Origin of the sequence: Devosia sp. LjRoot3, assembly GCF_964252865.1 — a bacterium.
Classification (GTDB): Bacteria; Pseudomonadota; Alphaproteobacteria; order Rhizobiales; family Devosiaceae; genus Devosia.
Window position 1 is genome coordinate 345,504 of sequence record NZ_CAXUPK020000001.1, and the last position, 26,522, is coordinate 372,025.

At 63.1% G+C, this 26,522-nt stretch carries 25 protein-coding genes and 1 tRNA gene; 13 read left to right on the forward strand and 13 right to left on the reverse strand.

All coding sequences use genetic code 11. The features are described 5' to 3' along the window. Positions 1-60: 60 nt before the first annotated feature. A complete protein-coding gene (locus ACSQ2A_RS01715; RefSeq protein WP_436070823.1) occupies positions 61-1,392 on the forward strand; it encodes a dihydroorotase in 1,332 nt (443 codons plus the stop codon). A gap of 356 nt (positions 1,393-1,748) precedes the next feature. On the opposite strand, the gene ACSQ2A_RS01720 is transcribed toward ACSQ2A_RS01715, so the two are convergent. From ACSQ2A_RS01720 to ACSQ2A_RS01735, 4 genes are all read right to left on the reverse strand, one after another. Continuing rightward, complete coding sequence (locus tag ACSQ2A_RS01720) at positions 1,749-2,291, reverse strand: hypothetical protein (protein WP_436070824.1); 543 nt, start codon at positions 2,289-2,291, stop codon at positions 1,749-1,751. 56 nt (positions 2,292-2,347) lie between these two features. Then, positions 2,348-2,626, reverse strand: a complete 279-nt coding sequence (locus tag ACSQ2A_RS01725; protein ID WP_295409742.1) for a hypothetical protein — start codon at positions 2,624-2,626, stop codon at positions 2,348-2,350. Between the two features lie 95 nt (positions 2,627-2,721). After that, complete coding sequence (locus ACSQ2A_RS01730; protein ID WP_436070825.1) at positions 2,722-3,093, reverse strand: TIGR02301 family protein; 372 nt, start codon at positions 3,091-3,093, stop codon at positions 2,722-2,724. Positions 3,094-3,101: 8 nt separating this feature from the next. Further along, entirely contained in the window at positions 3,102-3,503 is a 402-nt protein-coding gene (locus tag ACSQ2A_RS01735) for an NUDIX hydrolase (protein ID WP_436070826.1), read from the reverse strand. Positions 3,504-3,619: 116 nt separating this feature from the next. On the opposite strand from ACSQ2A_RS01735, the gene ACSQ2A_RS01740 reads away from it, so the two are divergent. Further along, positions 3,620-4,366 (forward strand): SOS response-associated peptidase, encoded by a 747-nt coding sequence (locus ACSQ2A_RS01740; RefSeq protein WP_436070827.1) that lies wholly within the window; start codon positions 3,620-3,622, stop codon positions 4,364-4,366. A 123-nt stretch (positions 4,367-4,489) separates the two neighbouring features. Here the strand turns inward: ACSQ2A_RS01740 and ACSQ2A_RS01745 are convergent, their stop codons facing one another. Together ACSQ2A_RS01745 and ACSQ2A_RS01750 are read right to left on the reverse strand one after the other, a co-directional pair. After that, complete coding sequence (locus ACSQ2A_RS01745; protein ID WP_436070828.1) at positions 4,490-5,092, reverse strand: hemerythrin domain-containing protein; 603 nt, start codon at positions 5,090-5,092, stop codon at positions 4,490-4,492. A 120-nt stretch (positions 5,093-5,212) separates the two neighbouring features. Next, the gene (locus ACSQ2A_RS01750; RefSeq protein WP_436070829.1) at positions 5,213-6,628 is read right to left on the reverse strand and encodes an FAD-binding oxidoreductase; all 1,416 of its coding nucleotides are present in this window, start codon (positions 6,626-6,628) and stop codon (positions 5,213-5,215) included. 175 nt (positions 6,629-6,803) lie between these two features. Between ACSQ2A_RS01750 and ACSQ2A_RS01755 the strand changes: the two genes are divergently transcribed. Next, entirely contained in the window at positions 6,804-7,451 is a 648-nt protein-coding gene (locus ACSQ2A_RS01755) for a histidine phosphatase family protein (protein ID WP_436070830.1), read from the forward strand. 48 nt (positions 7,452-7,499) lie between these two features. Continuing rightward, positions 7,500-8,615, forward strand: coding sequence for a chorismate synthase (gene aroC / locus ACSQ2A_RS01760; protein ID WP_436070831.1), 1,116 nt, complete (start codon positions 7,500-7,502; stop codon positions 8,613-8,615). Positions 8,616-8,645: 30 nt separating this feature from the next. On the opposite strand, the gene ACSQ2A_RS01765 is transcribed toward aroC, so the two are convergent. Further along, positions 8,646-9,560, reverse strand: coding sequence for an MBL fold metallo-hydrolase (locus ACSQ2A_RS01765; RefSeq protein ID WP_436070832.1), 915 nt, complete (start codon positions 9,558-9,560; stop codon positions 8,646-8,648). Positions 9,561-9,649: 89 nt separating this feature from the next. Between ACSQ2A_RS01765 and ACSQ2A_RS01770 the strand changes: the two genes are divergently transcribed. After that, positions 9,650-10,264 carry a biotin transporter BioY gene (locus ACSQ2A_RS01770; protein WP_295409722.1) on the forward strand — a complete coding sequence of 205 codons (615 nt, stop codon included), beginning with the start codon at positions 9,650-9,652 and terminating at the stop codon, positions 10,262-10,264. Positions 10,265-10,382: 118 nt separating this feature from the next. On the opposite strand, the gene ACSQ2A_RS01775 is transcribed toward ACSQ2A_RS01770, so the two are convergent. Next, a tRNA-Pro gene (locus ACSQ2A_RS01775) sits at positions 10,383-10,459 on the reverse strand. A 246-nt stretch (positions 10,460-10,705) separates the two neighbouring features. On the opposite strand from ACSQ2A_RS01775, the gene ACSQ2A_RS01780 reads away from it, so the two are divergent. After that, positions 10,706-12,151 (forward strand): hypothetical protein, encoded by a 1,446-nt coding sequence (locus tag ACSQ2A_RS01780; protein WP_436070833.1) that lies wholly within the window; start codon positions 10,706-10,708, stop codon positions 12,149-12,151. 10 nt (positions 12,152-12,161) lie between these two features. Here ACSQ2A_RS01780 and ACSQ2A_RS01785 read toward each other — a convergent pair whose 3' ends face one another. Both ACSQ2A_RS01785 and ACSQ2A_RS01790 read right to left on the reverse strand, forming a co-directional pair. Further along, entirely contained in the window at positions 12,162-13,472 is a 1,311-nt protein-coding gene (locus ACSQ2A_RS01785) for an MFS transporter (protein WP_436070834.1), read from the reverse strand. A gap of 100 nt (positions 13,473-13,572) precedes the next feature. Beyond that, positions 13,573-14,172 carry an NADPH-dependent F420 reductase gene (locus tag ACSQ2A_RS01790; RefSeq protein WP_436070835.1) on the reverse strand — a complete coding sequence of 200 codons (600 nt, stop codon included), beginning with the start codon at positions 14,170-14,172 and terminating at the stop codon, positions 13,573-13,575. A gap of 189 nt (positions 14,173-14,361) precedes the next feature. Here ACSQ2A_RS01790 and ACSQ2A_RS01795 point away from each other — a divergent pair, with 189 nt between their 5' ends. The 7 genes from ACSQ2A_RS01795 (at position 14,362) to ACSQ2A_RS01825 (ending at position 22,783) form a co-directional block, all read left to right on the forward strand. Further along, on the forward strand, positions 14,362-15,363 hold the full coding sequence (locus ACSQ2A_RS01795) for a TIGR03842 family LLM class F420-dependent oxidoreductase (RefSeq protein ID WP_436070836.1): 1,002 nt from the start codon (positions 14,362-14,364) through the stop codon (positions 15,361-15,363). A 142-nt stretch (positions 15,364-15,505) separates the two neighbouring features. Then, positions 15,506-16,504: a glucose-6-phosphate dehydrogenase (coenzyme-F420) gene (gene fgd, locus ACSQ2A_RS01800; protein ID WP_436070837.1), complete on the forward strand. Its 999-nt coding sequence runs from the start codon at positions 15,506-15,508 to the stop codon at positions 16,502-16,504. Positions 16,505-16,516: 12 nt separating this feature from the next. Beyond that, positions 16,517-17,344 carry a coenzyme F420-0:L-glutamate ligase gene (gene cofE / locus ACSQ2A_RS01805; protein ID WP_436070838.1) on the forward strand — a complete coding sequence of 276 codons (828 nt, stop codon included), beginning with the start codon at positions 16,517-16,519 and terminating at the stop codon, positions 17,342-17,344. A gap of 3 nt (positions 17,345-17,347) precedes the next feature. Beyond that, positions 17,348-18,286, forward strand: a complete 939-nt coding sequence (locus ACSQ2A_RS01810; RefSeq protein WP_436070839.1) for a putative F420-0 ABC transporter substrate-binding protein — start codon at positions 17,348-17,350, stop codon at positions 18,284-18,286. A 166-nt stretch (positions 18,287-18,452) separates the two neighbouring features. Continuing rightward, the gene (locus ACSQ2A_RS01815) at positions 18,453-19,454 is read left to right on the forward strand and encodes a putative F420-0 ABC transporter permease subunit (RefSeq protein WP_436070840.1); all 1,002 of its coding nucleotides are present in this window, start codon (positions 18,453-18,455) and stop codon (positions 19,452-19,454) included. Beyond that, complete coding sequence (locus ACSQ2A_RS01820) at positions 19,454-20,230, forward strand: ABC transporter ATP-binding protein (RefSeq protein ID WP_436070841.1); 777 nt, start codon at positions 19,454-19,456, stop codon at positions 20,228-20,230. The genes ACSQ2A_RS01815 and ACSQ2A_RS01820 overlap by 1 nt, the downstream gene beginning before the upstream one ends. A gap of 108 nt (positions 20,231-20,338) precedes the next feature. Next, positions 20,339-22,783 carry a bifunctional diguanylate cyclase/phosphodiesterase gene (locus ACSQ2A_RS01825; protein ID WP_436070842.1) on the forward strand — a complete coding sequence of 815 codons (2,445 nt, stop codon included), beginning with the start codon at positions 20,339-20,341 and terminating at the stop codon, positions 22,781-22,783. 140 nt (positions 22,784-22,923) lie between these two features. Here the strand turns inward: ACSQ2A_RS01825 and ACSQ2A_RS01830 are convergent, their stop codons facing one another. The 3 genes from ACSQ2A_RS01830 to ACSQ2A_RS01840 all read right to left on the reverse strand — a co-directional run bounded on the left by ACSQ2A_RS01830 (position 22,924) and on the right by ACSQ2A_RS01840 (position 26,495). Beyond that, complete coding sequence (locus ACSQ2A_RS01830; RefSeq protein ID WP_295409696.1) at positions 22,924-23,874, reverse strand: substrate-binding domain-containing protein; 951 nt, start codon at positions 23,872-23,874, stop codon at positions 22,924-22,926. 100 nt (positions 23,875-23,974) lie between these two features. Continuing rightward, a complete protein-coding gene (locus tag ACSQ2A_RS01835) occupies positions 23,975-24,976 on the reverse strand; it encodes an ABC transporter permease (RefSeq protein WP_295409694.1) in 1,002 nt (333 codons plus the stop codon). Next, a complete protein-coding gene (locus ACSQ2A_RS01840; protein WP_436070843.1) occupies positions 24,957-26,495 on the reverse strand; it encodes a sugar ABC transporter ATP-binding protein in 1,539 nt (512 codons plus the stop codon). Before ACSQ2A_RS01840 ends, ACSQ2A_RS01835 begins: the two co-directional genes overlap by 20 nt. Positions 26,496-26,522: the final 27 nt, after the last annotated feature.

The following is a 26,522-nucleotide window of genomic DNA, read 5'->3' on the forward strand; positions in this document are numbered from 1 at the left end:
CCTCACGGAGTTTTCCTCCGCTAAACCAGCCCTGAACCGGAACCAGCGGAGACCGCAGACATGGCGCAGTACGACACGATTTTCAAGAACGCCACGGTGGTCAATCACGATGGCGAAGGTCTCGCCGATATTGCGGTGAAGGGCGGCAAGATTGTTGCGCTCGGCACGATCGCGGGCGATGCGGCCGAGGTTGTCGATTGCAAGGGCCTGCATATCCTGCCCGGTGTGATCGATACGCAGGTGCATTTTCGCGAGCCGGGGCTGACGCATAAGGAAGACCTGGAGACGGGTTCGCTCGGCGCGGTCATGGGCGGGGTGACTGGCGTGTTCGAAATGCCCAATACCAATCCGCTGACGACGACCCGCGAAACGTTTGAAGCCAAGATCGCGGCGGGCACCAATCGCATGCATTGCGATTTTGCCTTTTACATCGGCGGCACGCACGAGAATGTCGGCGAGCTGGCTGTGCTCGAAAAGCTGCCGGGTTGTGCGGGCGTAAAAGTGTTCATGGGCTCTTCGACGGGCTCGTTGCTGGTACAGGACGATGCCGGGGTTGAGGCGATCCTGCGCGCGATTTCGCGCCGCGCCGCTTTCCACTCGGAAGACGAATACATGCTCGAAGAGCGCAAGCACCTGCGCGTGCCGGGCGATCCGTCGAGCCATCCGGTCTGGCGCTCGCCCGAAGTGGCGATGAGCTGCACGACGCGGCTGGTGAACCTGGCGCGCAAGACCGGAAAGCGCATCCATGTGCTGCATATCTCGACCAAGGAAGAGATCGTTTATCTCGCCGACCACAAGGACGTGGCTTCGGTGGAAGTGACGCCGCACCATCTGACGCTGGACGAGACGGCTTACACGCGGCTCGGGACCTATGCGCAGATGAACCCGCCGGTGCGCGACAAGATCCATCGGGAAGGCATCTGGAAGGGTGTCGAGAATGGGGTGGCCGATATTCTGGGGTCTGATCACGCGCCGCATACGCGCGAGGAAAAGGACCATGCATATCCCGCCAGCCATTCGGGCATGACCGGGGTGCAGACGCTGGTGCCGACCATGCTGGACCATGTGAATGCGGGGAAGCTCAGCCTGCAGCGGTTTGTCGATATGACGAGCCATGGGCCGAACCGGCTGTTTGGCATTGCCGGCAAGGGGCGGATTGCGGTGGGCTATGATGCCGATCTGACCATTGTCGACGTGAAGCGGCGCGAGACCATCACCAATGAGTGGATCAAGAGCCGCGCCGGCTGGACGCCCTATGATGGGGTTGAGGTGACCGGTTGGCCGGTGGGCACGATTGTGCGTGGGCACAAGGTGATGTGGCAGGGCGAGCTGACGACGCCGAGCAAGGGGCAGCCGATGCGGTTACTTGAGGCGCTGCCGGCCCAAGCGTGACAGGGACAGGCCGCCCAAGACCAGGGACGAGCTGGCGATCGAGCGGGCTCACGCTTGGGCAATAGCGTGTTCCACTGGATCAGCCCCATGCAGGAGGCGACACCCTTCGCTTGATGGAGAGGGGTATTCCCGCCCTCCCATCCCTCCCGGAGGGAAGTGTTCACTTTGGCTGCTTCGTGGCTCTCCTTCACCCCACCCTCATTCCCTCCCCATCAAGGGGAGGGAGGCGCTTGCCTCAATGACACGGCTCTTTCGTCTCCTCCCCCTTGTGGGGAGGGACTAAGGGTGGGGGTAGTGGCGTCACAAGGAACAGTTCCTCGTGACGGGGAGGCGCCGGACTTTTGGTTGCGGCCGGCTCAATCCCCCGCGACAAAAGCCGTCCATTCGCCCGTGTCGCTGATGAAGACGCGCCAATAGTACCAGGCCTGCAATTCCTGCAGTTCGGTGAGCTGGTCGGCATCGAGCAGGCGATAGGCGTCGACGGTTTGCTCGGGCGTCAGTGTCGCCAGGTCGAGTTCGGCGAGATAGGGCCAGACATAATAGGTCGTGCCTTCTCCATCGGGAAAATAGGCATAGGGCTGGTCGAGAAGGTCGAGCAGGAGGCCGAGGATCTGGTGGCCTTCCTCGTCGTCCGATGTGCTCTTGAGATAGGCGACGGCATCGTCGGGGCCGCCATAGCTGACCGTCGGCGGGTGCTCCTGGGCTTCCATGATCGGGCGCAGGGCTTCGATATCGCCGGAGCGGGCCGCCGCGATAAGGGCTTCGCGCTTGGCGCGGACGGGTTCGGGAAGCAGGGAGAGATCGGAACTGATCTCCGGCACCGGCCAGACTTCAGCGTTCTGGGCGAGAGCGGGCGTCGCAAAGAGGGCGACGGCGGCAAGGACGAAAAGACGGTGCATGGCAATCTCCTCGGCCCCATTGAGAGGGATCGGGAGATTTTAGGCAAGCGGTCTCGCTACTGGAGAATGCGCTCGAGATTGTATTCGCCGGTGCGGATACGGTCGGGCAACTGCGCGATGAGCTCGGCAGTGGCTTCATCGCCATGCATGCGCACGAAAGTGGCGAGCGCGGCAAAGAGCGAAGCATGGGCGAGGGCTGCGGTTTCGAGCCCGTCTTCCTCGGCTTCGTTCCAGGCTTCGGCCAGGTATTCGAGCGCAATCTGGCGCTCGGCCTGACCCTGTTCGAACGGGCCCTGGCCAGATGCCGACGAGAAAATTGACTTGGTGGTGCTCATGCATGATCCCGTAGCACGCACCCCGTCCATTGGCGCGGCAGAAGTAAGCCGAAGGTTAACGGGAGGTAGGCAATTGCAGCTTTTTCCCGCCCCGCCTATTCGGCAAAGCGCGTATGGATGGCGCGGGCAAGCTGCTGGGCTTCAAAGAGCAGGCGGCTCAGCGCTTCGCGCGAGGCTGGGGTGCAATGACGATGGAGACGGGAAAAGCCGGTATAGCCGGTGTTGAAGGCCCCGGCGAGGCGCTGGCGACGGTCTTCGTCGGGCTCGTCGAGCGAGATCAGTTCGGCCATCTGGGCGCGCCAATCCTCGGTGCCGGTTTTGCACAGGGGCTGCAGATAGTAGAGGCTGCCCATGACCTCGGCGAGCCGCTCCATCTGCCGCTGATAGGGCGGGTCGATGGCGAGGGATGGCACGACGGCGCAGAGCACCATGACAAGGCTGATGATGGGGCGGAGGAAAGCGCGCATGCGGCCTCTTACCAGTTTTGGCCCAGAACCTTGAAACACTCTTTGATCACGTCATCGAGGCGGGACGTGGTGCGGAGTGCGATCAGCATGCCCGGATCGACCCATTTGTGGTCCGAGATTTCGTCGGAGGGCTTGATCGTGCCGACATAGTCGGTGGTGGTGAAGACGGCGAGACGGTAGGTGCCGTCGCGGCCAAGCTCCTGGGTGATGACGTGGCGCGGATTGCGCACGGTGAGGCCGAGCTCTTCCTGCACCTCGCGAATGGCGCATTGCTCGACGGTTTCAGTCGGCTCCATGCGGCCACCCGGAAAGGTCCAGAGATTCTGGTAGGGCGCGAAGGCGCGCTTGATGAGCAGGATTTTGCCGTGGCGTACGATGCCGACACTGGCGGCGTTTGGTTGGTCGGTCATGGCCGGAGCTGGTTTGCGATTCGTCACTCGAGGCCATAAGTGTACCTCAAAGAGTTTCAATTCCCCCTTTCATTCCCGACAAAGGCTGGGGGAGGTCGCGATCGAGCGAGAAAAATATGTGCGGACGCTATGCGGTGACCCTGCCGCCCGAAATGATGGCGCAGCTTTTTCAGCTGCTGAACACGCTGCCGATGATGCCGCGCTACAATGTGGCGCCAACCCAGCCGGTCGCGGCCATCTGGGAAGAGGGCGGGCGGCGTGAGGGGCATTTTGCCCGCTGGGGGCTGGTGCCGCGCTGGGTAAAGGACCCGCGCGAATTTCCGCTGCTGATTAATGCTCGGGCCGAGAGCATGGCCGAGAAGCCGGCGTTTCGCGATGCGCTGAAGCACGGGCGCTGCGTGGTGCCGGCGAGCGGTTATTATGAATGGCACACCGGGCCAGACAAGAAAAAGCGCCCCTATTACATCACGCGCGCTGACGGCGAGCCGATGGCGCTGGCGGGGCTTTATGCGACCTGGAGCGGGCCGGAGGGCGAGGAGGTCGACAGCGTTGCGACCATTACCGTGGCGGCCAATCGGCAGCTTTCCGTGGTGCATGATCGGATGCCGGCGATTTTGATGGGCCGGCAGCAGATCGACGATTGGCTCAATGTGCGCGAGGTTCGTGCAGAAGAGGCGGCGCAGATGGCGCTGCCGCTTGAGGATGGGGTGCTGAAATTTCATCCGGTGTCCACAAGGGTCAATTCGGCGCGGGATGATGATCCCGGATTGATCGTGGAAGTGACCGAGGAAAAGCCGGAGCCGGTGGTGGTGAAGGCGAAGAAGGTTGCTGGCGGTGGTGGCGGGCAGATGGATTTGTTTTAGTCCGGCCTGCTGACTAGCCCACCGGCGTCATTCCCGCGAAAGCGGGAATCTCCTTGCACGCAAAACAGAGATTCCCGCTTTCGCGGGAATGACGCCGTGTGTTTTGAGACGCCGCGACGTGGGCTACATTATCTCGAAATAGCCCAAGGCATCGCCCATGGCTTCTTCTTCCCAGCCGAGGTGGGAGAGCAGCACGCGTTCGAGCGCGTGGTAGATCTCTCGCGCCTGGTTGAAGCGGGTTTCGCTTGGCTCTGCGGCGAGGTCGTTGAGGGCGGCGACGAGGCGTTCGAGCAGTTCGTGGACGACGACGTGCTCGGCCGTAAGCCGGTCGGCGATGGCCTTGAAGGCGGGGCCCTGCTGGCCAAGCACGGGGAAGAGGTGGTGGTCCTCGATCGTGTGATGGGTATTCACGATGCCGCAGTGCTGGCCGCAGAGGTTACCAAAGCGCCGGTAGTTGGCGACCATGGCCATGTTGTCGGTTTCGACGGCGATGTCAGCGAGACTGGCCTGGCGGGCATTGGCGCGCTCGATGAGCTTTCCGAGGGTCACCATGTTGTCGCGCAGGTGATCGTGGATCATGCGCAGGTGATGGCCGGGCGCGCGCTGGGCCGCGGTGAGGTTTTCCAGAACGGGAACGGGCGGCCGCGTGGCGTCGTCGAGGAATTTTATGTCGAGCAGCATGGCGGAGAGATGGGGCAGGGAGAGGCTCGGCGCAAGAACGCACATTGGGGGTACTGGGTAACATGGGGACTCGCGCACGATGTCATTCCCGCGAAAGCGGGAATCCCTCTGTACAAGATGAGATCCCCGCTTTCGCGGTGATGACGCGGTGAGAGAGGGACGGCGCTACCCGAGCATCTTCCCGGGATTGAGAATCCCATTGGGATCCAGCGCGGTCTTGATGGCGCGCATCATTTCCAGCGCCACCGGGTCTTTCACTTGCTTGAGGAGGTCCGTCTTCAGCTGGCCGATGCCGTGTTCGGCTGAGACGGAGCCTCCGAGCTTCAGCACGACCTCGTAGATCACCTCGTGCAGGGCTTCATCATATTGGGCCATGAAGGCCTTGGAGTCCGCCCCGGCGGGCTGGGAGAAATTGAAGTGGATATTGCCGTCGCCCATGTGGCCGAAGGGGACGGGGCGGATGCCGGGGGAGAGGCGTTCGGCGGCGGCTGAGCCTTCGGCGATCAGGGCCGGCACGGCGGCGATGGGGACCGAGACGTCGTGCTTGATCGAGGCGCCTTCCTTGGACTGGCACTCGCTCATCTGCTCGCGGAACGCCCACATGCGGGTGCGGTCGGCTAGGGATTCGGCGATGACGGCGTCGGAGATGAGGGATTTCTCGAAGGTGGCTTCGAGGGCGGATTGGAGAGCGCCGGGTGGCGTGCCGGCCATGCGGGTGACTTCGATCAGCGCGTACCAGGGGGATGGGCTGGCGGTGGGGTCGGCGTCGAGCATGCCGTGGCGGAGCTGGAAATCGAGGCCGATATGGGGGATCAGCTCGAAGGCATTGAGGCGGCTGCCGAGACGCTGGCGCATCAATTGGAAAACGTCGAGCGCGGCTTCGGGCGAGGCGACGTTGACGAGGGCGGTTTCGTGGTCCTCGGGGAGCGGGAAGATTTTGAGGGTCGCTGCCGTGATGATGCCAAGGGTGCCTTCGGCGCCGACGAGCAGGTCTTTGAGGTCGTAGCCAGTATTGTCTTTTTTGAGCGCGTTGAGGCCCTGGTAGAGCCTGCCATCGGCCAGGACGGCTTCGACGCCCATGGTGAGTTCGCGGGCATTGCCATAGGCGAGGACGTTGACGCCACCGGCGTTCGAAGAGAGCACGCCGCCGATGCGGGCGGAGCCTTGCGAGGCGAGCCAGAGCGGGAACATGGCGCCTTGGGCTTCGGCTGATTTGTGGGCGTTTTCGAGGATGACGCCGGCCTCGGCGGTCATGACGCCGGCGGCGGTGTCGATGGAACGGATGCGATCGAGGCGGGCGAGGCTTATGACGACTTCGGTGCCGAAGAGCGGCACTTGGGCACCGACAAGGCCGGTATTGCCGCCCTGGGGAATGAGGCCGATGCGGTTTTCATTGGCCCAGCGGACGATGGCTTGCAGGGCTTCGACGCTGGGCGGGGTGACGACGGCGGCGGCGGTCTTGTGGAAGCGTTTGCGGGGTTCGTTGAGCCAGGCGCCCATTTTGCTCGTGTCGCTGATGACGGCATCGGCGCCGACGATGGCGGCAAGGGCGGAGGCGATTTCGGCTGATGAAAGCGGCATGGGAACCTCGAAAAGGCAGGTGGCACTCATGTGCCACAAGCGCGGGGACGGTTCCAGATCAAGGCTTTGGGACATGGCAGCTTTCCGCCTTTGCCCTCTGGTATCGCAAGCGAAAATGGTTAGGGTGGCCGCGTCCATTCCTCCTAGCTGAAGGTCGCGCCCGGTCGGCGCGTTTATGCCCATGACTGCCCACGATTGGCCGGATTTCTACTTCGCTCGCCACGGCGAAACCGACTGGAACCGCGAACAGCGCTATCAGGGCAGCAAGGATATTCCGCTCAATCGCAAGGGGCAGATGCAGGCGGACGCCAATGGCATTTTGCTGCGCGAGATGCTGGAGCGCGAGGGTGTTGATCCCACGTCGCTCAATTGGTTCGCCTCGCCGCTGAGCCGGGCTTCGGAGACCATGGACCGCATGCGCGCGGCCTTTGACGTGGAACTGCCGCCGGTGATCCAAGACAAGCGGCTCATTGAAATTTCCTTCGGGGCTTTTGAGGGCCGGCTGCATGCCGAGATTGCGCGCGAACAGGCCGCTTTTGCGCCGGGCGAGCGGGACGAGAGCTATTGGCATTTCCGGCCGCAGGACGGCGAGAACTATGACGACGTGGCGGTGCGCCTGCTCGATTTCGCGCGTGAGCTTACTCACCACGCGGTGGTCGTTGCTCATGGCGGCGTGCTGCGGGTGCTCTGGCACCTGGTGGAAGGCACCTCGCGCAAAGAGGTGATGAACTGGCCGCCTCCGCAGGGCGTCATTGCCCATTTCGTCGGCGGCAAGATGGCGCTGCACAAGGCGAAGAACACTTGGGACGCGCCGGTCGATTGACCTGACGCCTTCCGGTACCTAGAACCGCAGCCAACAAAGGGCGGCGCCATGTCTTTCAATTCGTTTGGGCATCTTTTCCGTTTCACCACCTGGGGCGAAAGCCATGGGCCGGCGCTTGGCGTGGTGGTCGATGGCTGCCCGCCGGGCATCACGCTGACGCCGGAAATCATCCAGCGCGATCTTGATCGGCGCAAGCCCGGGCAGAGCAAATATACGACGCAGCGCCGCGAGGCCGATGAGGTAAAGATCCTCTCGGGCGTGTTCGAGGACGAACGCACTGACGGGCCGCGCACGACGGGCACGCCGATTTCGCTGTTGATCGAAAATACCGACCAGCGCTCGAAGGACTATTCGGAAATCCGGGACAAATATCGTCCGGGGCACGCCGATTTCACCTATGACCAGAAGTACGGCATTCGCGACTATCGCGGCGGCGGGCGCACTTCGGCGCGCGAAACCGCGGCGCGCGTGGCGGCTGGCGCGGTGGCGCGGCAGGTGCTGGCTGGGGTGACCATTCGCGCAAGTCTCGTGCAGGTTGGGCCGCACAAGATCGACTACAATAATTTCGACTGGGATCAGGTTGGGGAGAACCCGTTCTTCTGCGCCGATCCCAAGGCCGCGGAATTCTGGGCCGATTACCTCGATGGCATCCGCAAGGATGGTAATTCCGTGGGTGCGGTCATCGAGGTCGTCGCCGAGGGCGTGCCGGCGGGCTGGGGTGCGCCGGTCTATGGCAAGCTGAGTGCGGACCTCGCTTCGGCGATGATGAGCATCAATGCGGTGAAGGCGGTCGAAATTGGCGATGGCTTTGGTGCCGCGGCGCTGACGGGTGTTGAGAACGCCGACCAGATGCGCGCGGGCGAGGGGCAGCCCTATTTCCTCTCCAACCATGCCGGTGGGATTTTGGGCGGCATTTCCAATGGCGATCCCATTGTGTGCCGCTTTGCGGTGAAGCCGACGTCGTCGATCATCACGCCGCGCCAGACGGTGACGACGGGCAATGAAGACGTCGATATCATCACCAAGGGTCGTCATGATCCTTGCGTGGGTATTCGCGCCGTGCCGGTGGGCGAGGCGATGATGGCGCTGGTGCTGGCCGATCATATGCTGCGCCACCGCGGGCAGACCGGGCGCGAGGGCGCCGTGGGTTTCCAGCGGAACTGACACCTCTCCCTATGGGGGAGGTGAAGAGGCTCACGCCGGCGCCAATCGCATCCCAAGAATACCGCGGCTGACCGTTAGCGAGCCGCGCTCTTCCAGATATTCGACATGGGCGGCCATGGTCATCCTTGCGGCCAGGCGGATTCTTGCCGGCTGGGTCGGGTAGATCGCCCTCACCACAGCGCCGAGCGTTTTTGCGCCGTTGCCGACCGCGGCGAGGAGCTGGCCATTGCGCATGTGCCTGTGGACTTTAAGCGCTTCCGCATGGGCCGGGCCGTTGGCGATGGGGCCGCCATGCGCGGGATGGTATTGGCGATAGGGCAGGGCGATGACTTTTTCGAGCGAGCCGAAATAGTCGGCCATGGAGCCGTCGGGGACGGCGACGAGGGTCGAGTTCCAGCCCATGACATGATCGCCAGATAACAAAATGTCGGCCTCGGGAAGGCCGAAGGCGAGGTGGTTGGCGCAGTGGCCGGGAGTGGTGTGGACCATGACGGCCATGTCGCCGGCGGTGATGGTTTCGCCATCGACGAGGATGCGGTCGGGAATGAGACCCCAGTCGCAGGAGCGCTTGATTGGATTGCGCTCGAAGCGGCGGAGAGGGCGGGAGAGGCGGTGTCGCCCCCCGGACCACAGGGGGACGCTACAGCGCTGGGCGAGATCTGCGGCGGCGGCGCTGTGGTCGCGGTGGGTGTGGGTGAGGAGAATTGCGGTCAGGGGGCGGCCATCGATCGCGCGGTGGAGCGATTCGAGATGGGCTGCATCCTCGGGGCCGGGATCGACCACAGCCACCTTGTCTTTGCCAATGAGAAAACTGTTGGTGCCGGTGAAGGTGTAGGGCGAGGCATTTGGCGCGGTGACGCGCGCAAGGCCTGGGGCCAGCGCGACGGCGGCACCGATCTCGGGGCGAAAGGCGGTATCGAAGGTGAGGGAAGAAAGCGGAGCCATTGCGCCAACAAAAATGACAGACTAGAACATGTCGACCGAACACGGCGCGCTCAGCAGCGCAACCGTGTCTTCTGCAAGAAAGGTATGAAATGGCCGTCACTTTGACCACGCCCAATACGCTGCTCGGCGCCTTCCAGCCCAAGTCCGATGCGGCAAAGCTCGCGACCAATCTCGCGACTGTGGTGCTCGGCACTCTGGTGATCACGATTGCTGCCAAGATCAACGTGCCGGTCTGGCCGGTTCCGGTGACCTTGCAGAGCCTTGCCATTGCCGCTCTTGCAGCTGCTTTCGGCGCGCGCATCGGCGTTGCGACCGTTGCTCTTTACCTGGCGCAGGGCGCCATGGGTCTTCCCGTTTTCGCCACCGGCGGCGGCCTTCCCTACCTGATGGGCCCGACCGGCGGCTTCCTCCTCGGCTTCCTCGTCATGGCCGGCATCATCGGCTTTGCCGCCGATCGTGGCGCTTCGGCCAAGCCGATGACGCTGTTCGGCGCCATGCTGGTTGGTGAAGCTGTGCTGCTGGCGCTGGGCTTTGCCTGGCTGCTGCTGCTCTCGGGCCAGGCACAGTGGATCGACCAGACCAATGTCGTGGCTTCGGCATGGGCCAAGGCCGTGCAGCCGTTCCTCGTCTGGGACGTGCTGAAGATGGCTCTGGCCGCACTGACCGTGACCGGCGCCTGGAACATTCTCGGCCGCAAGAGCTGAGCTTTTTTGCAGAGACGAATTTTAGGGCTGGCCTTCGGGCCGGCCCTTTTTCTTTGTCACTATGGGGTGGTGCCAAGAGCAAACAAAAAGCCCGGCTTCCGAAGAAGCCGGGCTTGATTGGTCGGAGTAGAGTGATTCGAACACTCGACCCCCTGCTCCCGAAGCAGGTGCGCTACCAGGCTGCGCTATACTCCGTCAGGTGTCGCTCGGGATGCGCTGGTGGGCCAGTGCGATGCGCGACGTGGCGGGGTTATAGCTGGCGATGCCGGTGGGTTCAAGCGCTTCCCACAAGCTTTTCTTCGATATGATGACAGCAAGCGTAAAGCCCCGCGAAATGGCGGAAAACCGGGGCAATTATGCCCGCGCGCATAATACATGGGACTGGAAAAGTGCTCCCCGCCTCGCCTATTGCCGTGCATCGCGCTGTCCTTGAGGAAAAGAATGCTGCGTTTTGCTGGGGTCTTCATCTCTGTGCTCTTGGCGATTCATGGCGTCGCCGCCAAGGAGAAAGCCACGAATGGGGCGGCGCAGCCGGTCGTGCTGAGCCCGGTCGACATGTCGGGGCCAAGCGGGGGCGCCTATCTTGCGCCGGAGGAGGAATCTTCGAGCGCCTCGCTGGCCTTCCACGCCGAAAGGGGCATGCAGGCGGCCTTTGTCGGCTTTGGCGAGGGCAATCGCGATACGCTCTACTATGGGCTCTGTGCGGGTGGCGATTGTACCCAGGATGCAGCATGGAGCCGCGTGGCCCTGAAACTGCCGCAGGCGGTCAAGGCGCAATTGGCGCTGACGCCGGAGGGGGCGCCGCGCATTCTGGGGGCAGGGTGGTCGCCAGAGGGGGGCAATGGCACGGACTACTACTATGCCGAGTGCGACTTCGATTGCCTCGATGAGGGCAATTGGCGGATCGGCAAGGTGGTGTCCACCGCCGATGGGATTATGTCCAATATCAGTCGCAACCGGCTGCCCGAGCGCACCTTTGCGCTTGATGAAAGCGGCAGGCCACGTTTTATGGTGTCGGACAGCAATTATCTCGTGGAGCCCGACCACTATGGTGGCTTCTATATGGCGTGCGAGAGCGACTGCACCGCGGCGACAAGCTGGACCGAGACCAATCTTGCCAATCAGGTTGGCTACAATACCGAGAGCTTCAACTATCCGGTGCTGGCGCTGGGGCCCAATGGCAGTGCCAGGGTGATCGCCGGGGTCTATGCCTTCGATGAGGAGGGCAATGATCTTGAGGACGGGCTCTACTATTACGAATGTGATGGGGACTGTGGGCGCCGGGAGAACTGGAGCCGGACGCGGGTGATTTCGCAGGGGAGCGGATCCCATCCCAACCCGACCTGGAGCATGGACCTGACGGCGGATGGAAGGCCGCGCGTCGCCTTGTTCACCGGCTATGGCGTCGACGTCGAAGGGCTCGATAGCCAACTGCTCTATATCTATTGCGACCAGGATTGCACCGGGGCCGAGGGCGAGAACTGGTCGGGCTATCCGCTGGGGCTTGGCGACAAGGTTGGCGAAAGCCCGGATATCGAGATCGATTCAAGCGGTATCCCGCATATTGCCTTCACGACGGACGGGTTCGAGCTCGGTTATGCAGTGTGTACGGGTGATTGCGAAAATCCGGACAAGGCGAGCTGGCATGGCGATTTTGCCGAACGGTCGGAAACGGCGGCGGCGGATCGGCCCACGGCGCTGCCCTTTACCTGTGACGGCGAGGTGTGGAACGGCATGGAGCCGAGCCTGGCATTGATCGCCGACAAGCCGATGATCGCCTACGGCCTCTCGGTCGAGGCGCGCTGCCTCTACAAGGAGTTTGGCAAGCCCGAGATCACCTATGAATTCCACGAAATCTGGCGTGGTTCGCGGGTGATCCGGCCCTAGAGGCGCTTCTTCAGGTCAGTGCTTTCTGGCGCGTCTCGGCGTCGACGAATGTGGCCGCCAGAGCGCCGAGGATGAGAAGGCCGGCGAAGAGGCCGATGGCGAGGGTAAAATTCTGCACGAAGACCAGGGCCATGACCGAGGGAGCGAAGAGGCCGCCGAGGCGGGCCATGGCGCCGGCCGCGCCCATGCCGGTGGCGCGTGACACGGTGGGGTAAAGCTCGGGCGTGAAGGCGTAGAGCGCGCCCCAGGTGCCGAGGAGGGCAAAGCTCATCAGGAGAATGGCCGCGCCGACGACATAGGCATCGCTGGCGAGAAGGAAGAGAATGCAGCCGGCAGCGCTGAGGAAGAGGAAACTGATCAGGGTAGGTTTGCGGCCCATGGCTTCGACGCCCCAGGCGGCGAGGGCATAGCCGGGGATCTGTGCCATGGCGACGAGGACAAGGAAGCCATAGCCGCGCACATAGCCAAAACCATCCTGGGCAAGGCGCGCCGGGAGCCAGGTGAAGATGCCGTAGTAGGAAATCGACACCAGGAACCAGACCAGGAGAATGGAAATGGTACGGCGGCGGAGGGCCGGGGTGAAAATGCCCTGGATGGGTTCGACGACGGGGGCTTCGAAGACCGCATCGGGCGGCAGCTCGGCCTTGCCATTGGTGCGAAGAATGGTGTTGAGCACGGATTTGAGATCGTCCGGGCGATTGCGACGCTGGAGGTACAGCGGGGATTCGGGGACCCAGAGGCGCAGCCAGATGCCGATCAGGGCGGGGAGGGCCGTGACGGCGAAAATCCAGCGCCACGCATCGGTCGTGACATAGAGGCTGGCGATCCAGGCGGCGAGAGCGACGGCCACGGTGCCGACGGCCCAAAAGCCTTCGAGGATGACGAGCCAGCGGCCGCGGTTCTTGGCGGGGAGGAACTCGGCCATCATCGCATAGTCGACGGGCAGGGTGCCGCCCACGGCGACGCCGGTGAGGAAGCGCAGCGCGAAGAGCATGAAGAGGTTGGGCGCGAAGACCGACAGCAGCCCGAAGACGGCGTCGCAGGCGACGGTGATGAGCAGGACGCGGCGGCGGCCGAAACGGTCGGCGAGGCGACCGAAGAGACTGGCGCCGATCAGCATGCCGAGGAAGAAGACCGTGCCAATCTGCAGGGCTTCGGGCACGGAAATGCCGAAGCTGGTGGCAATGGAGGCGCTGGTAAAGCCTACGGCGAGGACCTGCATGGCATCGGCGGCCCAGACGAGGCCGAAAATACCAAGGAGCCGCCGCTGGAAGCGGCCAGCGCCGGCCTCGTCCAAAACTCGATCAACCGAATAGGTCATGCTGATCCTCTCGCCCTTTAGGGCGGTGTACAGCCATGCGAGAGTCGAGAACAGCCCAAGGTGCCCGATATCGGTTCGGCAATTGGTCCTATTGGACCGCCTAGCCGCGGATGACCGCCAGATTGAACTGCGGGCCGCCGAGTTTTTGCTCAAGGCTCATCCAGAGCGGGATCAGCTGTTCCATGGCACGGCAGGCGCTGAGATCGCCGAGGTCGATGATGTCCTGCCAACCAAAGTTTTCGAGCAGCGTCGTAACCTCGCGTTTCGCCGCCTCGTCGTTTGAGGCGATGAAGACCGAGTGCTTTTGCTGCAGATTGGCGGGGTCGACCATGAGATGGGCGCTGATGCTGTTGAGCGTCTTGACCACGCGGGTATCGGGATGGGCTTTCTGGATGGCCTCGCCGAGGGGGATGGCGATCGGCTGGTCGACGGCGCTGTCGTAATTGCCGATATCGATGAGGATTTTTCCGGCGATATCGCATTGGCCGAGAACGCGCAGCGAGGTTTCGCCGGGCAGGGCATTGACCACCCACTCGCCATGGGAAGCGGCTTCGGTGGCAGTGCCAAGTTGGATACCCGGGAAGTCGGCAGCCTTGTTTGCCGCGCTGCGCGAGCCCATCATGACGTCGTGGCCGAGCGAAGCGAGCTTGCGGGCAATGCCGCCGCCAACCTGGCCGCTGCCGAGTACTCCGATGCGCATGTTTTGGTTCCTCCCGGGCGCATGGTTGCGCAGCAAAACTGCAAAGGCAAGGCGCCAATTCTCCTCGCTGCAACGCTCCCGCAGGCCCGCCGTTCCCCGCGATAAAGGCCGTTGACAATCGTCATTGGTCGGTGAAAATTTGATCGTCTGGTCAAATTTATTGGCCGAAGGGAACGTGGGGACGGGACTATGGAATTCGGCATTACCTTCAAGGGGTTCATCGAAGCGGAGCGGGCGCGCTATCTGGTGCGGGCGGCCGAGTATGCGGGCTTCGATTATTGCTGGTTCTATGACTCGCACATTCTCTGGCGCGATTGCTATGCGGCGATTGCCATGTGCATGGAGCACACGACCAAGCTGCGCTTCGGGCCGCTGGTGACCAATCCCGATGTGCGCGACTGGTCGGTGGCGGCTTCCATTTTTGGCTCGCTGAGCAAGCAGAGCGGTGGGCGGTTTGACCTTGCGGTGGGGCGCGGGGACTCGTCCATGCGTGTCATGGGCAAGAAGCCGGCGACGCTGGCGCGGGTGGCTGAGTTCATCGACAAGACCAAGGCCATGGTCCGTGGCGAGGAAGTTTCCTATGGCGAAATCCCCGCGCCGGTGAAATTTCCCTGGGCCGTAGGCCACGAAATGCCGAGCTGGATTGCCGCCTATGGTCCCCTGGCGCTGAAGACGGCGGGCGAGAGCGCCGACGGCGTGGTGCTGCAGATCGCCGATCCCGGCCTTTGCAAGTGGTTCACCGACCAGTGCATCGAGGCCGGCACGGCGGCGGGCAAGGACATGTCGAACTATCGTTCGATGGCGGCGGCGCCGGCCTATTTTGGCGACAAGAAGCGGGCCATCGAACACGTAAAATGGTTCCCGGCCATGGTGGGCAACCATGTGGCCGATATCGTCGAAAAATATGGTTCGGAGAGCGGCAAGGTTCCACAGAGCCTGACGAGCTATATCGAGAAGCGCCGGGGTTATGACTATTCCAAGCACGGGCAGGCGGATAATCCGTTCCTCGATTTCATCACCGACGATGTGGTGGAGAGTTTTTGCGTCTTGGGCGAGCCGGATGAGCATGTCGCGAAAATCCGCGACCTCGAGGCGGCGGGCGTGACGCAGTTCAATATCTATCTCGATAGCGGCGACGAGGAAGAGATCATTGCCGGCTATGGGCGGCATGTGATCCCGGCGTTTCGCTGAGAAACGTCCCCTCCCACGGTGTCATTCCCGCGAAAGCGGGAATCTCTGACTGGGAGAGAGATCCCCGCTTTCGCGGGGATGACGCGGTGGGGTGAAGGACGACACCGAGATGGTTGGGACGTCCCGGGAGGAGATAAGCAGAATGCGCTTCGGGTATAAGGCTTCGGCGGAGCAGTTTGGGCCGAATAAGCTGCTGCAATTTGCCGTGGAGGCGGAAGAGGGCGGGTTCGACTCCGTTTTTGTCAGCGATCATTTTCAGCCCTGGAAGCATACGGATGGGCATGCGCCATTTGCGCCGGCCTGGATGGCGGCGGTGCTGGCCAAGACCGAGAGGATCGTGCTGGGCACATCGGTGCTGACGCCAACGTTTCGACTGCATCCGTCGGTCGTGGCGCATGCGTTCGGCACGCTGGGGGCGATGTTTCCGGGGCGCGTCATTTTGGGCGTCGGGACGGGCGAGGGGCTCAATGAAGTGCCCGCCACCGGTATCGAATGGCCGGAACTGAAGGAGCGGTCGGCGCGGTTGCGCGAGGCTATCAAATTGATCCGGCAGCTTTGGAGCGAGGATCGGGTCAGTTTTGAGGGGCAGTACTACAAGACTGTCAACGCCACGATCTATGATCGGCCCGAGGAAATGGTGCCGATCTATATTGCAGCGGGCGGGCCGCTGAATGCGAAATTTGCCGGGCGCGAGGGGGATGGGTTCATCTGTACCTCGGGCAAGGGCGCATCGCTCTATGTGGATGAATTGCTGCCGAACGTGGCGATTGGTCGACAGGAATCGGCGCGGGCGGGAAAGCCGTTCGAGCGGATGATCGAGGTGAAGGTGTCGTTTGATACCGACGCCGCGCGGGCGCTGGAGGATACGCGGAACTGGGCGGCGCTTTCGCTGTCGGCCGAGGAAAAACACTCGGTGCAGGATGCCGAGGAGATGGAAAAGCTCGCCGAGCAATTGCCGATCGAGCGCGTCGCAAAACGCTGGATCGTGTCGAGCGATCCCGAGGAGCATGTGGCTCAGATAAAGACCTATATCGACTATGGGTTCGACCATCTGGTGTTCCATGCGCCGGGGACGGATCAGAGCCGGTTCCTGGCGCTCTATGCCAAGGAAATCCTGCCGCGCCTCAAGGCGCTGGGGTGAGGAGAACAAGAGATGTCGGTGCCAACATTCAGCGTTTGGGGTGTGACCGGCATTCCGGAAATTGCCGAGGGCGATGATCTCGTGGCGCTGATCTCGGCCGCGATTGCGGGAATGGGGCCGGAACATGCGCTGGTTGATGGCGACGTTCTGGTGGTGACCAGCAAGATCGTGTCCAAGGCCGAAGGCCGGCAGGTGCCGGCGGCGGATCGGGAAAAGGCGATTGCCGACGATACGGTTCGTGTTGTCGCCGAGCGCGTGCATCCTGGAGGGGTGACGCGGATCGTTGAGACGCGTCAGGGCATGATCATGGCCGCGGCGGGATTGGACATGTCCAATGTGCCGGAGGGTTTTGCGCTGAAATTGCCGGAGGACCCGGATCGGTCGGCGCGGGCGCTGTGCGAAGGGTTGCGGGAACGGTTTGGTGTTCGGCTCGGGATTGTCGTCACCGATACGGTTGGACGGCCGTGGCGCGTGGGGCAGACGGACCTCGCCATTGGCGCGGCGGGGCTGCAGCTGACGGACGATCTGCGCGGGGCAAATGACGCCAACGGGCGGCCGCTGCATGTGACCATGGCTGTGGTTGCGGACGAGCTGGCCGGGGCGGCCGATCTCGTCAAAGGCAAGACATCAGGTATTCCGGTGGCGGTGGTCCGTGGATTGGGGCGGCTAGTGCAGGGGCTCGATGCGCCGGGGGCGCGGAGTCTCGTGCGGACCGGCGACGACGATATGTTCCGCTTCGGTTCGGCCGAGGCCTACCGGCTCGGCTATGAGGCCGCCATGGCGGACATGAACAGCAAAGATACTTCCAAGGCACGCCCCAAGGGGCAGAAGCAGGACTGAACCATGCGTCATTCTTTTTCTCTTCTCGCTGCCATCGCGGCGGGTCTTTTTGCCGCGCCAGCAATGGCGACGGACTATCCACTGAGCATCGAGAATTGCGGCTTTGCGCTCGATATCGCGGCGGCGCCGCAGCGTGCGGTGGCCATCAAGTCGACGGCGGCGGAATTGCTGCTTTCGCTCGGGCTCGAGGGGCAATTGGTGGGGCTGGCTTTCCTTGATGGGCCATTGCCCGAGGCCCTGGCGGGAGCGGCGGCGGGCATTCCGGTGTTGTCGGAAAAGCTGCCATCGCAGGAAGTGGTGCTCGAGGTCGAGCCGGACTTTGTCTATGGCGGCTGGGAGAGCAATTTTGCGGCGGATGGGGCCGGCGAACGGCCGACGCTGCAGCAGCTTGGTGTGGCATCCTATGTGGCGCCGGCGGCTTGCCGGTCGGTAAGACCGGTCAAGCTGAGCTTTGATCAGCTGTTTGCGGAAATTGCCGAGCTGGGGGCGATTTTTGATGTCGAGGACAGGGCGGCGGCGCTCGTTGACGAACAGAAGGCGGCGCTGGCTGGCGTGGTTGCTGATACGCGCGGGCTGACGGCGGTGTGGTATTCTTCCGGCACCAAGGCGCCCTATGTGGGGGCGGGTGGCAATGCGCCAGCCATGATCATGGAATCGCTGGGGCTGGAGAACATTTTCGCCAGCGTGGACGAAGGCTGGACGGCGGCGAGCTGGGAAGCGGTTGTGGATGCCAATCCCGATGTGATCGTGCTGGTCGATGCGGCGTGGAATTCGGCTGAGGCCAAGAAGAAGCTGCTGGCGGAAAATCCGATCACGTCGAAATTGGATGCGGTGGTCAATCAGCGGTATCTCGTCATTCCGTTCCCGGCTTCCGAGGCGGGGATCAGGAATGTGCCGGCGACGGTGGATATGGCGGGGCAGTTGGCTGGGTTGAGTTTTTGATGCTGGCATCGGGGCTCACGCCACCCCCTCCCAACCTCCCCCATCAAGGGGGAGGTGCAGATCGAGTTTGGGGCGACTTCTCACCAAAACCACAATCCCTTCACCTCCCCCTTGATGGGGGAGGACGGGAGGGGGTGACTGCCCCGGGCTCAGTGTGACCCGGTCCTTGAGCGCCACTGCCTACATCGCCCTCTGGCTGCTGCTCATCGCCAGCGCGACCATTGCCGTCACTTTCGGGCCGGCCGATATCACGCCGACCGAAGTCTGGACCACGATCCTCCATCATCTCGGGCTCGTGCCGGAAAGCCCAGTTTCGCGCCTGCGTGATGCCATTGTCTGGGACCTGCGCATGCCGCGGGTCATTGCGGCAATGGGCGTGGGGGCGGGGCTCGCGCTGGCGGGGGCTGTGATGCAGGCGCTGACGCGCAATCCACTGGCCGATCCCTATTTGCTGGGCCTGTCATCGGGGGCTGCCCTGGGGGCGGTGACGCTGGTGGTGATGGGTTTTGCGCTGCTGGTGCCCTTGGGGGCCTTTGTTGGTTCGCTGGCGGCCTTGGGGCTGGCGCTGCTCATTGCCCAGTTGCTGGGTGGGGCAACGCCGGTAAGGGCGATCCTGGCTGGCATTTCCATTTCGGCGCTGGCCTCGGCGATGACCTCCTTCATCATCTTCTGGTCGGCGACGGGGGACTCCTATCGCGAAATCCTCTCCTGGCTCATGGGCTCGTTGAGCGGGTCGGGCTGGGTCGATGCGGGGCTGGTGGCGGCGAGCCTCCTCGTCTGCGCGCCGGTGATGCTGATCTCGGCGCGGGGGCTCGATGCCTTTGCCTTTGGCGAGAAATCGGCGGCGAGCCTCGGGGTGGACGTGGCGCGGCTGCGCTGGACATTGCTCGGCGCTTCGGCGCTGTTGACGGGGGTGATGGTGGCCATTGGCGGGGCCATTGGTTTTGTCGGGCTTGTGGTGCCCCATGCTGTGCGGCTGGCGGTGGGGTCGCGGCATGGAAAACTCCTGCCGCTTTCCATGCTGGTGGGCGCCATTTTCATGCTCTGGGCCGATACCATGGCGCGAACCCTGTTCGATCCGCGCGAACTGCCGGTGGGGATTGTCACAGCGCTCGTTGGGGCGCCGGCTTTCCTCCTGATCCTCATGCGCTTCAGGCGGGTGACGTGATGGAGGGGCTGAAAGTTGCTGACATCACCATTCGTCGCGGCGGCAGGAGCATCGTCGATGGTGCTCGGTTTTCGGCACCGGCGGGGAAGGTGACGGGGCTGGTGGGGCCGAACGGGGCGGGGAAATCGACCCTGATCTCGGCCATTGTCGGGATCGAACGGCCAGAGGCGGGCGCGCTGACTTTCGAAGGGGCGGATCTGGTGGCCATGGGGCGCCGCGAGCGTGCGGGCATCTGCGCCTATGTCGAGCAATCCGCCAGCACGGAAGAGCGGCTCAGCGTTGCCGATGTCGTCGCGCTGGGGCGCATCCCACACGTTTCGGCCTGGGCCGCGGGCCTTGGCTCGGACGACGAGGCCGTGGTGGCGGGGGCGCTTGAACGCGTTGGCATGTCCGGCCTTGCCACGCGCCAGTTCAATACGCTTTCGGGCGGGGAACAGCAGCGCGTGCATATTGCCCGGGCGCTGGCGCAGCAGCCAAAGCTGCTGGTGCTCGACGAGCCGACGAGCCACCTCGATATTCGCGCACAATTGCAGGTGCTGCATCTGCTTGGCGATCTGGCTGGGGCGGGCGGCACAGTGATTTTGGCGCTGCATGATCTCAATCTGGCGCTGCGCTTTTGCGACTGGCTGGTGGTCCTCGATGCCGGGCAGGTGGTGGCCGAGGGGCGGCCGCCGGAGGTTTTAGGCGAAGACCTGCTCGCCCGGGTTTATGGCGTGCATGCCCGGATGATCGAGGGCCCGAGCGGGCCGGTGATTGCCTATGAGGGCACCGTCTAGCATCCGGCTTTACGAGCCGTTCAGCATCCGGATCGAAGTGAGTGCTGCGTAACCGATCCGTAAGGGCCTCCTCCTAGGGTCAGATGCGTATTTTTCCGGATGTGTGCCGTGTTTGCCGTTCTCGATTTCTTCTTCCGTGGCCATGACCTCGGTTTCGTGGCGCTCGCTGCTCTTGTTTGCCTGCTTTCGGCCTATGCCTGTGTCAGTCTGTTGCGCCACGCGATGCGAATGCAGGGGCGGGCACGTCGCATCTGGACGACGGTCTCGGCCCTTTCGGTGGGGTTGGGCATCTGGTCGACGCATTTTGTCGCCATGCTGGCCTTCCGGCCGGGCTTTGCGCTGCAATATGACATCCTGCTCACCGGTCTTTCCCTGCTGATTGCCATCGGCATTTGCGGTGCGGGCCTTGCCATGGCGATCCGCTCGACCGGGACGGCAGACCGCTTTTTGGGCGGCGCGGTGATCGGCGTCGGCATTTCCTCCATGCACTATGTCGGCATCGCGGCGCTGCTGCTCGATGGACAATTGCTCTGGCACAATGGCCTGATCGGTCTCTCGATCCTCGCCGGTATCGTCATCTCGGGCCTGGCCGTGGTGACGGCCATGGGTGTCGGCCGGGCGCGCCTGTTTGGCGGCGCGGGTCTGCTTACCCTGGCCATCTGCGCCATGCATTTTACCGCCATGGGCGCCGCGGATTTCAGCAATTGCCTACCCTTGGTCAATGCCGGCGCGGAAATCGACGGCGCCGTGATGTCGATCATTGTTGCCCTGATCACGCTTTTTATCCTGAGCGCCGCTCTTGGCAGCGTGGTGCTCGATGAGGCCGACCGCCGCCGCACCGAGCGCGAAGACCTGCGCCAGAAGGTCGACGCCGACCGCATCGCCGCGGTGAGCCAGAAGCTTGAGCTGGCGCTGACCCATATGGGGCAGGGGCTGGCGCTGTTTTCGGCCGACGGCCGGGTGATGCTGCACAATGAACGGCTGATCGAACTGCTTGGCCTGCCCAAGGGGGCAGCCATAGAAGGCCGGACGCTGGAAGACATGTGCGTGGTGGCCACCAACCAGGTCAGCATCGACCTTGCAAAGCGCGACGAGATCGCGCGGGGCCTTGCCGAACAGCATCGTCTGCTTGCCGCCCAGGGTGGGCAGGCTGTGCACAGCTTTGACGGCGAACGGTTCCTGCGCGTGCAGCACAATCCGATCGGCGACGGTCGCTGGGTGACGCTGATGGAGGACATTTCCGACAGCAAGCGTAGCGAGGCGGCCATTGCCCACCTGGCCAAGCACGATACGCTGACGGGCCTGCCGAACCGGGCGCGCTTCGACGAAGTTTTTGCAGGTGCCCTGGCCGATGCCGAGGCCAAGGGGACCCAGATCGGTGTCGTCGCGATCGACCTCGACAACTTCAAGGACATTAATGACAGCTATGGCCACGCCACTGGCGACCAGGTGCTGCGCGTGCTTTCCGAGCGGCTGAGTGGCCTGCTCAAGCCCGGCGAGGTCATCGCACGTCTCGGCGGTGACGAATTCGTCGCCATCAAGCAGTTTTCCGTCATCGAAAGCCTGCGCGACTTTCTCGATCGCATCGAGGGCGTGCTGTTCGGATCGGTGCAGTATCAAGACGTGATTGTCGCCACGAGCGGCAGCATCGGCGTGGCCATCTATCCGCAGGACGGCAGGGAGCACTCCAAGCTTTTGAGCAATGCCGACCTTGCGCTTTATCGCGCCAAGGCCGAGTTCGACACGCGCATCTGCTACTATGAGAGCGAGATGGACGAGCATGCGCGCCAGCGTCGCGCTATGTCCGTCGACCTCTGGCACGCGCTGGAGACTAACGCTTTCAACCTTGTCTATCAGGTGCAGAAATCGGTCTCGTCGGGTGAGATCACCGGCTACGAAGTGCTGCTGCGCTGGGACCGACCGGGCTATGGCTCGGTTCCTCCGGCCGAATTCATTCCGGTGGCCGAGGAATGTGGGGCCATCGGCGCCATCGGCGCCTGGGTGCTGACCACGGCCTGTATCGAGGCTGCCGCCTGGCCCGAGCCGCACAAGATCGCCGTCAACGTCTCCGGCCTGCAGCTTTCGCAGGTGGAACTGGTGGACCTGGTGAAGATGGTGCTGTTCCAGTCGGGGCTGGCGCCTGAGCGGCTGGAACTGGAAGTCACCGAGACGGCCATCATCACCGACAAGAAGCGGGCGCTGAGCATTTTGCGCCAGATCCGCGAGCTGGGCGTGTCCATTGCCATCGACGACTTCGGCACCGGCTATTCGTCGCTGGCAACGCTGCGCAGCTTCCCCTTCGACAAGATCAAGCTCGACCGCTCGTTCATGAACGAGGTGGAGCATTCCGAGGAATCAAAGGCCATCGTGCGCGCCATCTTGGCGCTGGGGCGGAGCCTTTCCGTGCCGGTGCTGGCTGAGGGCGTGGAAACACTCGAACAGCTCAATGTGCTGCGCATGGAAGGCTGCAACGAGGCGCAGGGCTATCTGCTCGGCCGGCCGGCAGCCATGGGCTGGGGCGAGGAAGAGGTGGAGCTGGCCGCCATCGCGTGATCAACCCCATCGTCATGGAGTGCCATCCTGCGGATCGCATGGACCACCGGGACAAGCCCGGTGGTGACGACGGTGGGGCATAAATGAAAAAGGGCGCCGAGAGGCGCCCTTCGCATTTGCGTCGTTGGGAGTTCTTGAGATCAGAACGGGCTGTTCGGATCGAGATATTCGGCCGCGTTGTCCTTGGTGATCAGGGTCGAGTCGAGGATGTAGCGACCTGCGACCTGGATGCCGCCGGTGAAGTGCGACGTCGTCAGCTCGATAGCCGTGGCGATCATGGCCGGGCTGTAGGAGACGTCGACCGGGGTCAGGGCAGAGCCATCGGCAACGGCCTGCAGGATCTGCTGCATGCCGGCGCCGCCGACGATGAACATGTCGTTCTCACGGCCAGCCTGCTTGATGGCTTCGATGGCGCCGAGGGCGATATCGTCGTCCTGTGCCCACACACCCTTGATGTCGGGGAAACGGGTCAGGAAGTCCTGCATCACCTTGAAGCCGTCATCGCGGTTCCAGTTGGCGAATTCGTCGTCGAGAACGGTGATGTTTGAGCCTTCGATGCCGGCAACGAAGGCGTCGAAGCGCTGTGCGTCGATCGGGATCGGCAGGCCGCGCAGGATGACGATGTTGCCGCCTTCAGGCAGCGCCTGCTTGAAGTACTCGGCCGAATTGGCGCCGAGGCCCGGATTGTCGCCGGCAACGTAGAGGTTTTCGACGCCGTCGATGGAGAGCTGGCGATCAACGACGGTGACGAACTTGCCAGCGTCCTTGACCTGCTTGATGGCCGAGGTCATGGCGTCCGGGTCACCCGGGAGGATGACGAGGGCGTCGATGCCGCGGGTGGAGACCATGTCTTCGATGTCGGCGATCTGCTTGGGCGCATCAGGAGCCGAAGCGAAGACGAACTCGACGTTGGGATAGGTGGTGCCCAGACGCTCGATGGCTTCCTGGGCGAAATAGTTGACGCCACCGGTCCAGCCGTGGTCGGCCGCCGGCACGGAGACGCCGATGGTCACCTTGTCCTGGGCGACGACTGCGCCCGTGAGGCTGCCGGCAATGACAGCCGAAGCCATGAGGGATTTCACCAGTTTCATTCTTGTAGTCCTCCCGAAAATGCCCTTTGCGGGCGATGTAAACTCTTGGCTCGCTGTGTCCGTCGTGGTCGCGCTTTCGAACCGGAAAAGTGGTGCCCACTCATGTGCGGCGGCCGCGTTGCAGCAGCACGGCGAGAATGATGATCACGCCCTGGAAGGCCCCGTTCAGATAGGGGCTGATGAGGCTCTGAAGATTGAGGATATTGCCGATGAGGCCGAGGATGACGACGCCGACCACGGTGCCCCAGATGCGGCCATAGCCGCCCTTGAGAGTGGTGCCGCCGATGATGACGCCGGCGATGGCTTCGAGCTCCCAGAGTACGCCCGTGGTGCTGGAGGCAGAGCCCAAGCGCGGCACATAGAGCAGCACGGCGACGCCGACCAAAATGCCCTGCAGGATGTAGGTCAGGAGGCGCACGTTATCGACATTGATCGAAGAGTAGCGGGCGACCTGCTCGTTGGAGCCGATGGCGGCGCAATAGCGGCCGAAGGCGGTGTAGCGCATGACCACTTCGCCGCCGATGGCAACGAGGGCAAAGACGATGATCGGCCACGGCACGCCGAGGACGCCGGCGTAATAGACCGGGCGATAGACGTCGGCGACCTGGAAATTGAGCGACAGCGTGCCGCCATCGGCAAGGAAGGTCACGAGCGAGCGGAAAATGCCCATGGTGCCGAGGGTAACGATGAAGGCCTCGATGCGCCCTCGGGTGATCATGGTGCCATTGAACACGCCGGCGACCCCACCGAGCAGAATGCCCGTCGCCATGCCCGCGATAACCACGCCCCAGCCGATCCCCATGGAGGGGATCAGCCAGTTCATCACCATGATCATGACGCCGGCAATGACCGCGGCCATGGAGCCGACGGAAAGATCGAGCCCGCCGGCGGTGATGACAAAGGTCGCGCCGATGGCGATGATGCCGATGAAGGACGACCGTGCCAAGACGTTGGTCAGGTTGTTGTAGCTCAGGAAATTCTCGTTGAGCGAGATGCCGAGCAGGACCAGGAGGGCGAGCGCCAAGAGCGGCCCCACGGTCTTGAGATCGAGGCGGAAACCGCGCTTGGTTTTTGCCGGAATATCAGGCGCTGATACGCTCATCGTTTCCACTCTTGATGCCAGCGGCGTACCGCATGATTTCTGCTTCGGTAATTTCTGCGCCTTCGAGCACGCCCGTGAGGCGCCCTTCGCGCATCACCACCACGCGGTGGCTGAGGCCGATCACTTCCTGCATTTCCGAGGAGATGAGGATGATCGACTTACCCTCGGCGGCCAGGGCCGCGATGATGTGATAGATCTGCTGCTTGGTGCCGACATCGATGCCGCGGGTCGGCTCATCCATGATGATGATGTCCGGCTCGCTCTCCATGGTCTTGCCCAGCATGAGTTTCTGCTGATTGCCGCCGGAGAGGCGGCCGACGGCGACGGAGGCGTCGCGGGCCCGGATATCGAAGCGGCGCACGGCGCGCTCAAGGGCGCGCTCTTCGCTGGAGCTGTCGAGGAAACCGGCCTTGATGTGCTTGTCGAGCGTGAGGAGCGTCAGGTTTGGCCTGAGACCCATATTGAGCAGCAGGCCTTTCCCCTTGCGGTCTTTGGTCATGTAGGCAAGGCCCGCGTCCACGGACTGGACGACCTGGGTGAAATTGACCGGTTTGCCATCGAGCGTGATGTCGCCGCCAGTGCGGTGGCTGAGGCCGACAATGGCTTCGGCGACGGCGGTGCGGCCCGAGCCGATGAGACCGGCAAAGCCAAGAATTTCGCCGCGCTTGAGGTCGAAGGAGATGTCTTTGACGCCCTTGGCGACGAGGTTGCGGATGCCGAGGACGACGGGCGCGTCGACATCGGGCTCGTGCTTGGGCGGATAGAGATTGGAAAGCTCGCGGCCGACCATCATCTGGGCGATAGAGTCGGGCGTCAGCGCCTCGGTACCGACAGTGGCAATCAACTGGCCATCGCGGAGGACAGTGACGCGATCAGCCAGTTCCATGATCTCGTCGAGCTTGTGCGAGATGAAGATGACGGCGACGCCGCGGGCGGTGAGGCGGCGGATCTGTTCGAACAGGGTCTGGGTTTCGCCGACCGAAAGCACGGCGGTCGGCTCGTCCATGATCAGGACACGCGCATCGCGGCTGATGGCCTTGGCGATTTCGACCATCTGCTTGTCGGCGACCGAGAGGGTGCTGATGCGATCGTCGGGATCGACGCGGACGTGGAGCGTGTCCATCAGCGCGGCGGCTTTGCTGCGCATCGCGCCGAGGTCGAGGAACCCAAAACGCTTGATCTCGCGGCCGAGGAAGATGGATTCCGAGGCGGTGAGATGTTCGGCCAGGTTCAGTTCCTGGTGGATAAGCACGATGCCCATCGCTTCCGCCTTGCCATCGGGCGGCAGGGTGACGGTCTCGCCGTCATAGGTGATCGAGCCTGAGGTCGGCTGCTCGATGCCTGAGAGAATCTTGATGAGGGTGGATTTGCCTGCGCCGTTTTCGCCAATGATGGCGTGCACTTCGCCGGGCTTGATGTCGAAATCGATGCTGAACAGCACCGGGATTTCGCCAAAGGACTTGGAAATGCGATTTGCCGACAGAACGGCAGGCGCAACTGTGCCTTCGACTGATGACATCGCAAAATCCCTCCCCAATGGACGCGG

Excerpts from the sequence above, each read along its gene's own strand:
- ACSQ2A_RS01840 (WP_436070843.1), bottom strand. The coding sequence starts at position 26,495 with ATGTCATCAGTCGAAGGCACAGTTGCGCCTGCCGTTCTGTCGGCAAAT.
- ACSQ2A_RS01810 (WP_436070839.1), top strand. The coding sequence starts at position 17,348 with ATGCGTCATTCTTTTTCTCTTCTCGCTGCCATCGCGGCGGGTCTTTTT.
- ACSQ2A_RS01750 (WP_436070829.1), bottom strand. The coding sequence starts at position 6,628 with ATGCCGCTTTCATCAGCCGAAATCGCCTCCGCCCTTGCCGCCATCGTC.
- ACSQ2A_RS01735 (WP_436070826.1), bottom strand. The coding sequence starts at position 3,503 with ATGACCGACCAACCAAACGCCGCCAGTGTCGGCATCGTACGCCACGGC.
- ACSQ2A_RS01780 (WP_436070833.1), top strand. The coding sequence starts at position 10,706 with ATGCTGCGTTTTGCTGGGGTCTTCATCTCTGTGCTCTTGGCGATTCAT.
- aroC (WP_436070831.1), top strand. The coding sequence starts at position 7,500 with ATGTCTTTCAATTCGTTTGGGCATCTTTTCCGTTTCACCACCTGGGGC.
- ACSQ2A_RS01835 (WP_295409694.1), bottom strand. The coding sequence starts at position 24,976 with ATGAGCGTATCAGCGCCTGATATTCCGGCAAAAACCAAGCGCGGTTTC.
- fgd (WP_436070837.1), top strand. The coding sequence starts at position 15,506 with ATGCGCTTCGGGTATAAGGCTTCGGCGGAGCAGTTTGGGCCGAATAAG.
- ACSQ2A_RS01785 (WP_436070834.1), bottom strand. The coding sequence starts at position 13,472 with ATGACCTATTCGGTTGATCGAGTTTTGGACGAGGCCGGCGCTGGCCGC.
- ACSQ2A_RS01720 (WP_436070824.1), bottom strand. The coding sequence starts at position 2,291 with ATGCACCGTCTTTTCGTCCTTGCCGCCGTCGCCCTCTTTGCGACGCCC.
- cofE (WP_436070838.1), top strand. The coding sequence starts at position 16,517 with ATGTCGGTGCCAACATTCAGCGTTTGGGGTGTGACCGGCATTCCGGAA.
- ACSQ2A_RS01755 (WP_436070830.1), top strand. The coding sequence starts at position 6,804 with ATGCCCATGACTGCCCACGATTGGCCGGATTTCTACTTCGCTCGCCAC.
- ACSQ2A_RS01740 (WP_436070827.1), top strand. The coding sequence starts at position 3,620 with ATGTGCGGACGCTATGCGGTGACCCTGCCGCCCGAAATGATGGCGCAG.
- ACSQ2A_RS01730 (WP_436070825.1), bottom strand. The coding sequence starts at position 3,093 with ATGCGCGCTTTCCTCCGCCCCATCATCAGCCTTGTCATGGTGCTCTGC.
- ACSQ2A_RS01795 (WP_436070836.1), top strand. The coding sequence starts at position 14,362 with ATGGAATTCGGCATTACCTTCAAGGGGTTCATCGAAGCGGAGCGGGCG.
- ACSQ2A_RS01770 (WP_295409722.1), top strand. The coding sequence starts at position 9,650 with ATGGCCGTCACTTTGACCACGCCCAATACGCTGCTCGGCGCCTTCCAG.
- ACSQ2A_RS01765 (WP_436070832.1), bottom strand. The coding sequence starts at position 9,560 with ATGGCTCCGCTTTCTTCCCTCACCTTCGATACCGCCTTTCGCCCCGAG.
- ACSQ2A_RS01790 (WP_436070835.1), bottom strand. The coding sequence starts at position 14,172 with ATGCGCATCGGAGTACTCGGCAGCGGCCAGGTTGGCGGCGGCATTGCC.
- ACSQ2A_RS01830 (WP_295409696.1), bottom strand. The coding sequence starts at position 23,874 with ATGAAACTGGTGAAATCCCTCATGGCTTCGGCTGTCATTGCCGGCAGC.
- ACSQ2A_RS01820 (WP_436070841.1), top strand. The coding sequence starts at position 19,454 with ATGGAGGGGCTGAAAGTTGCTGACATCACCATTCGTCGCGGCGGCAGG.
- ACSQ2A_RS01715 (WP_436070823.1), top strand. The coding sequence starts at position 61 with ATGGCGCAGTACGACACGATTTTCAAGAACGCCACGGTGGTCAATCAC.
- ACSQ2A_RS01725 (WP_295409742.1), bottom strand. The coding sequence starts at position 2,626 with ATGAGCACCACCAAGTCAATTTTCTCGTCGGCATCTGGCCAGGGCCCG.
- ACSQ2A_RS01745 (WP_436070828.1), bottom strand. The coding sequence starts at position 5,092 with ATGTGCGTTCTTGCGCCGAGCCTCTCCCTGCCCCATCTCTCCGCCATG.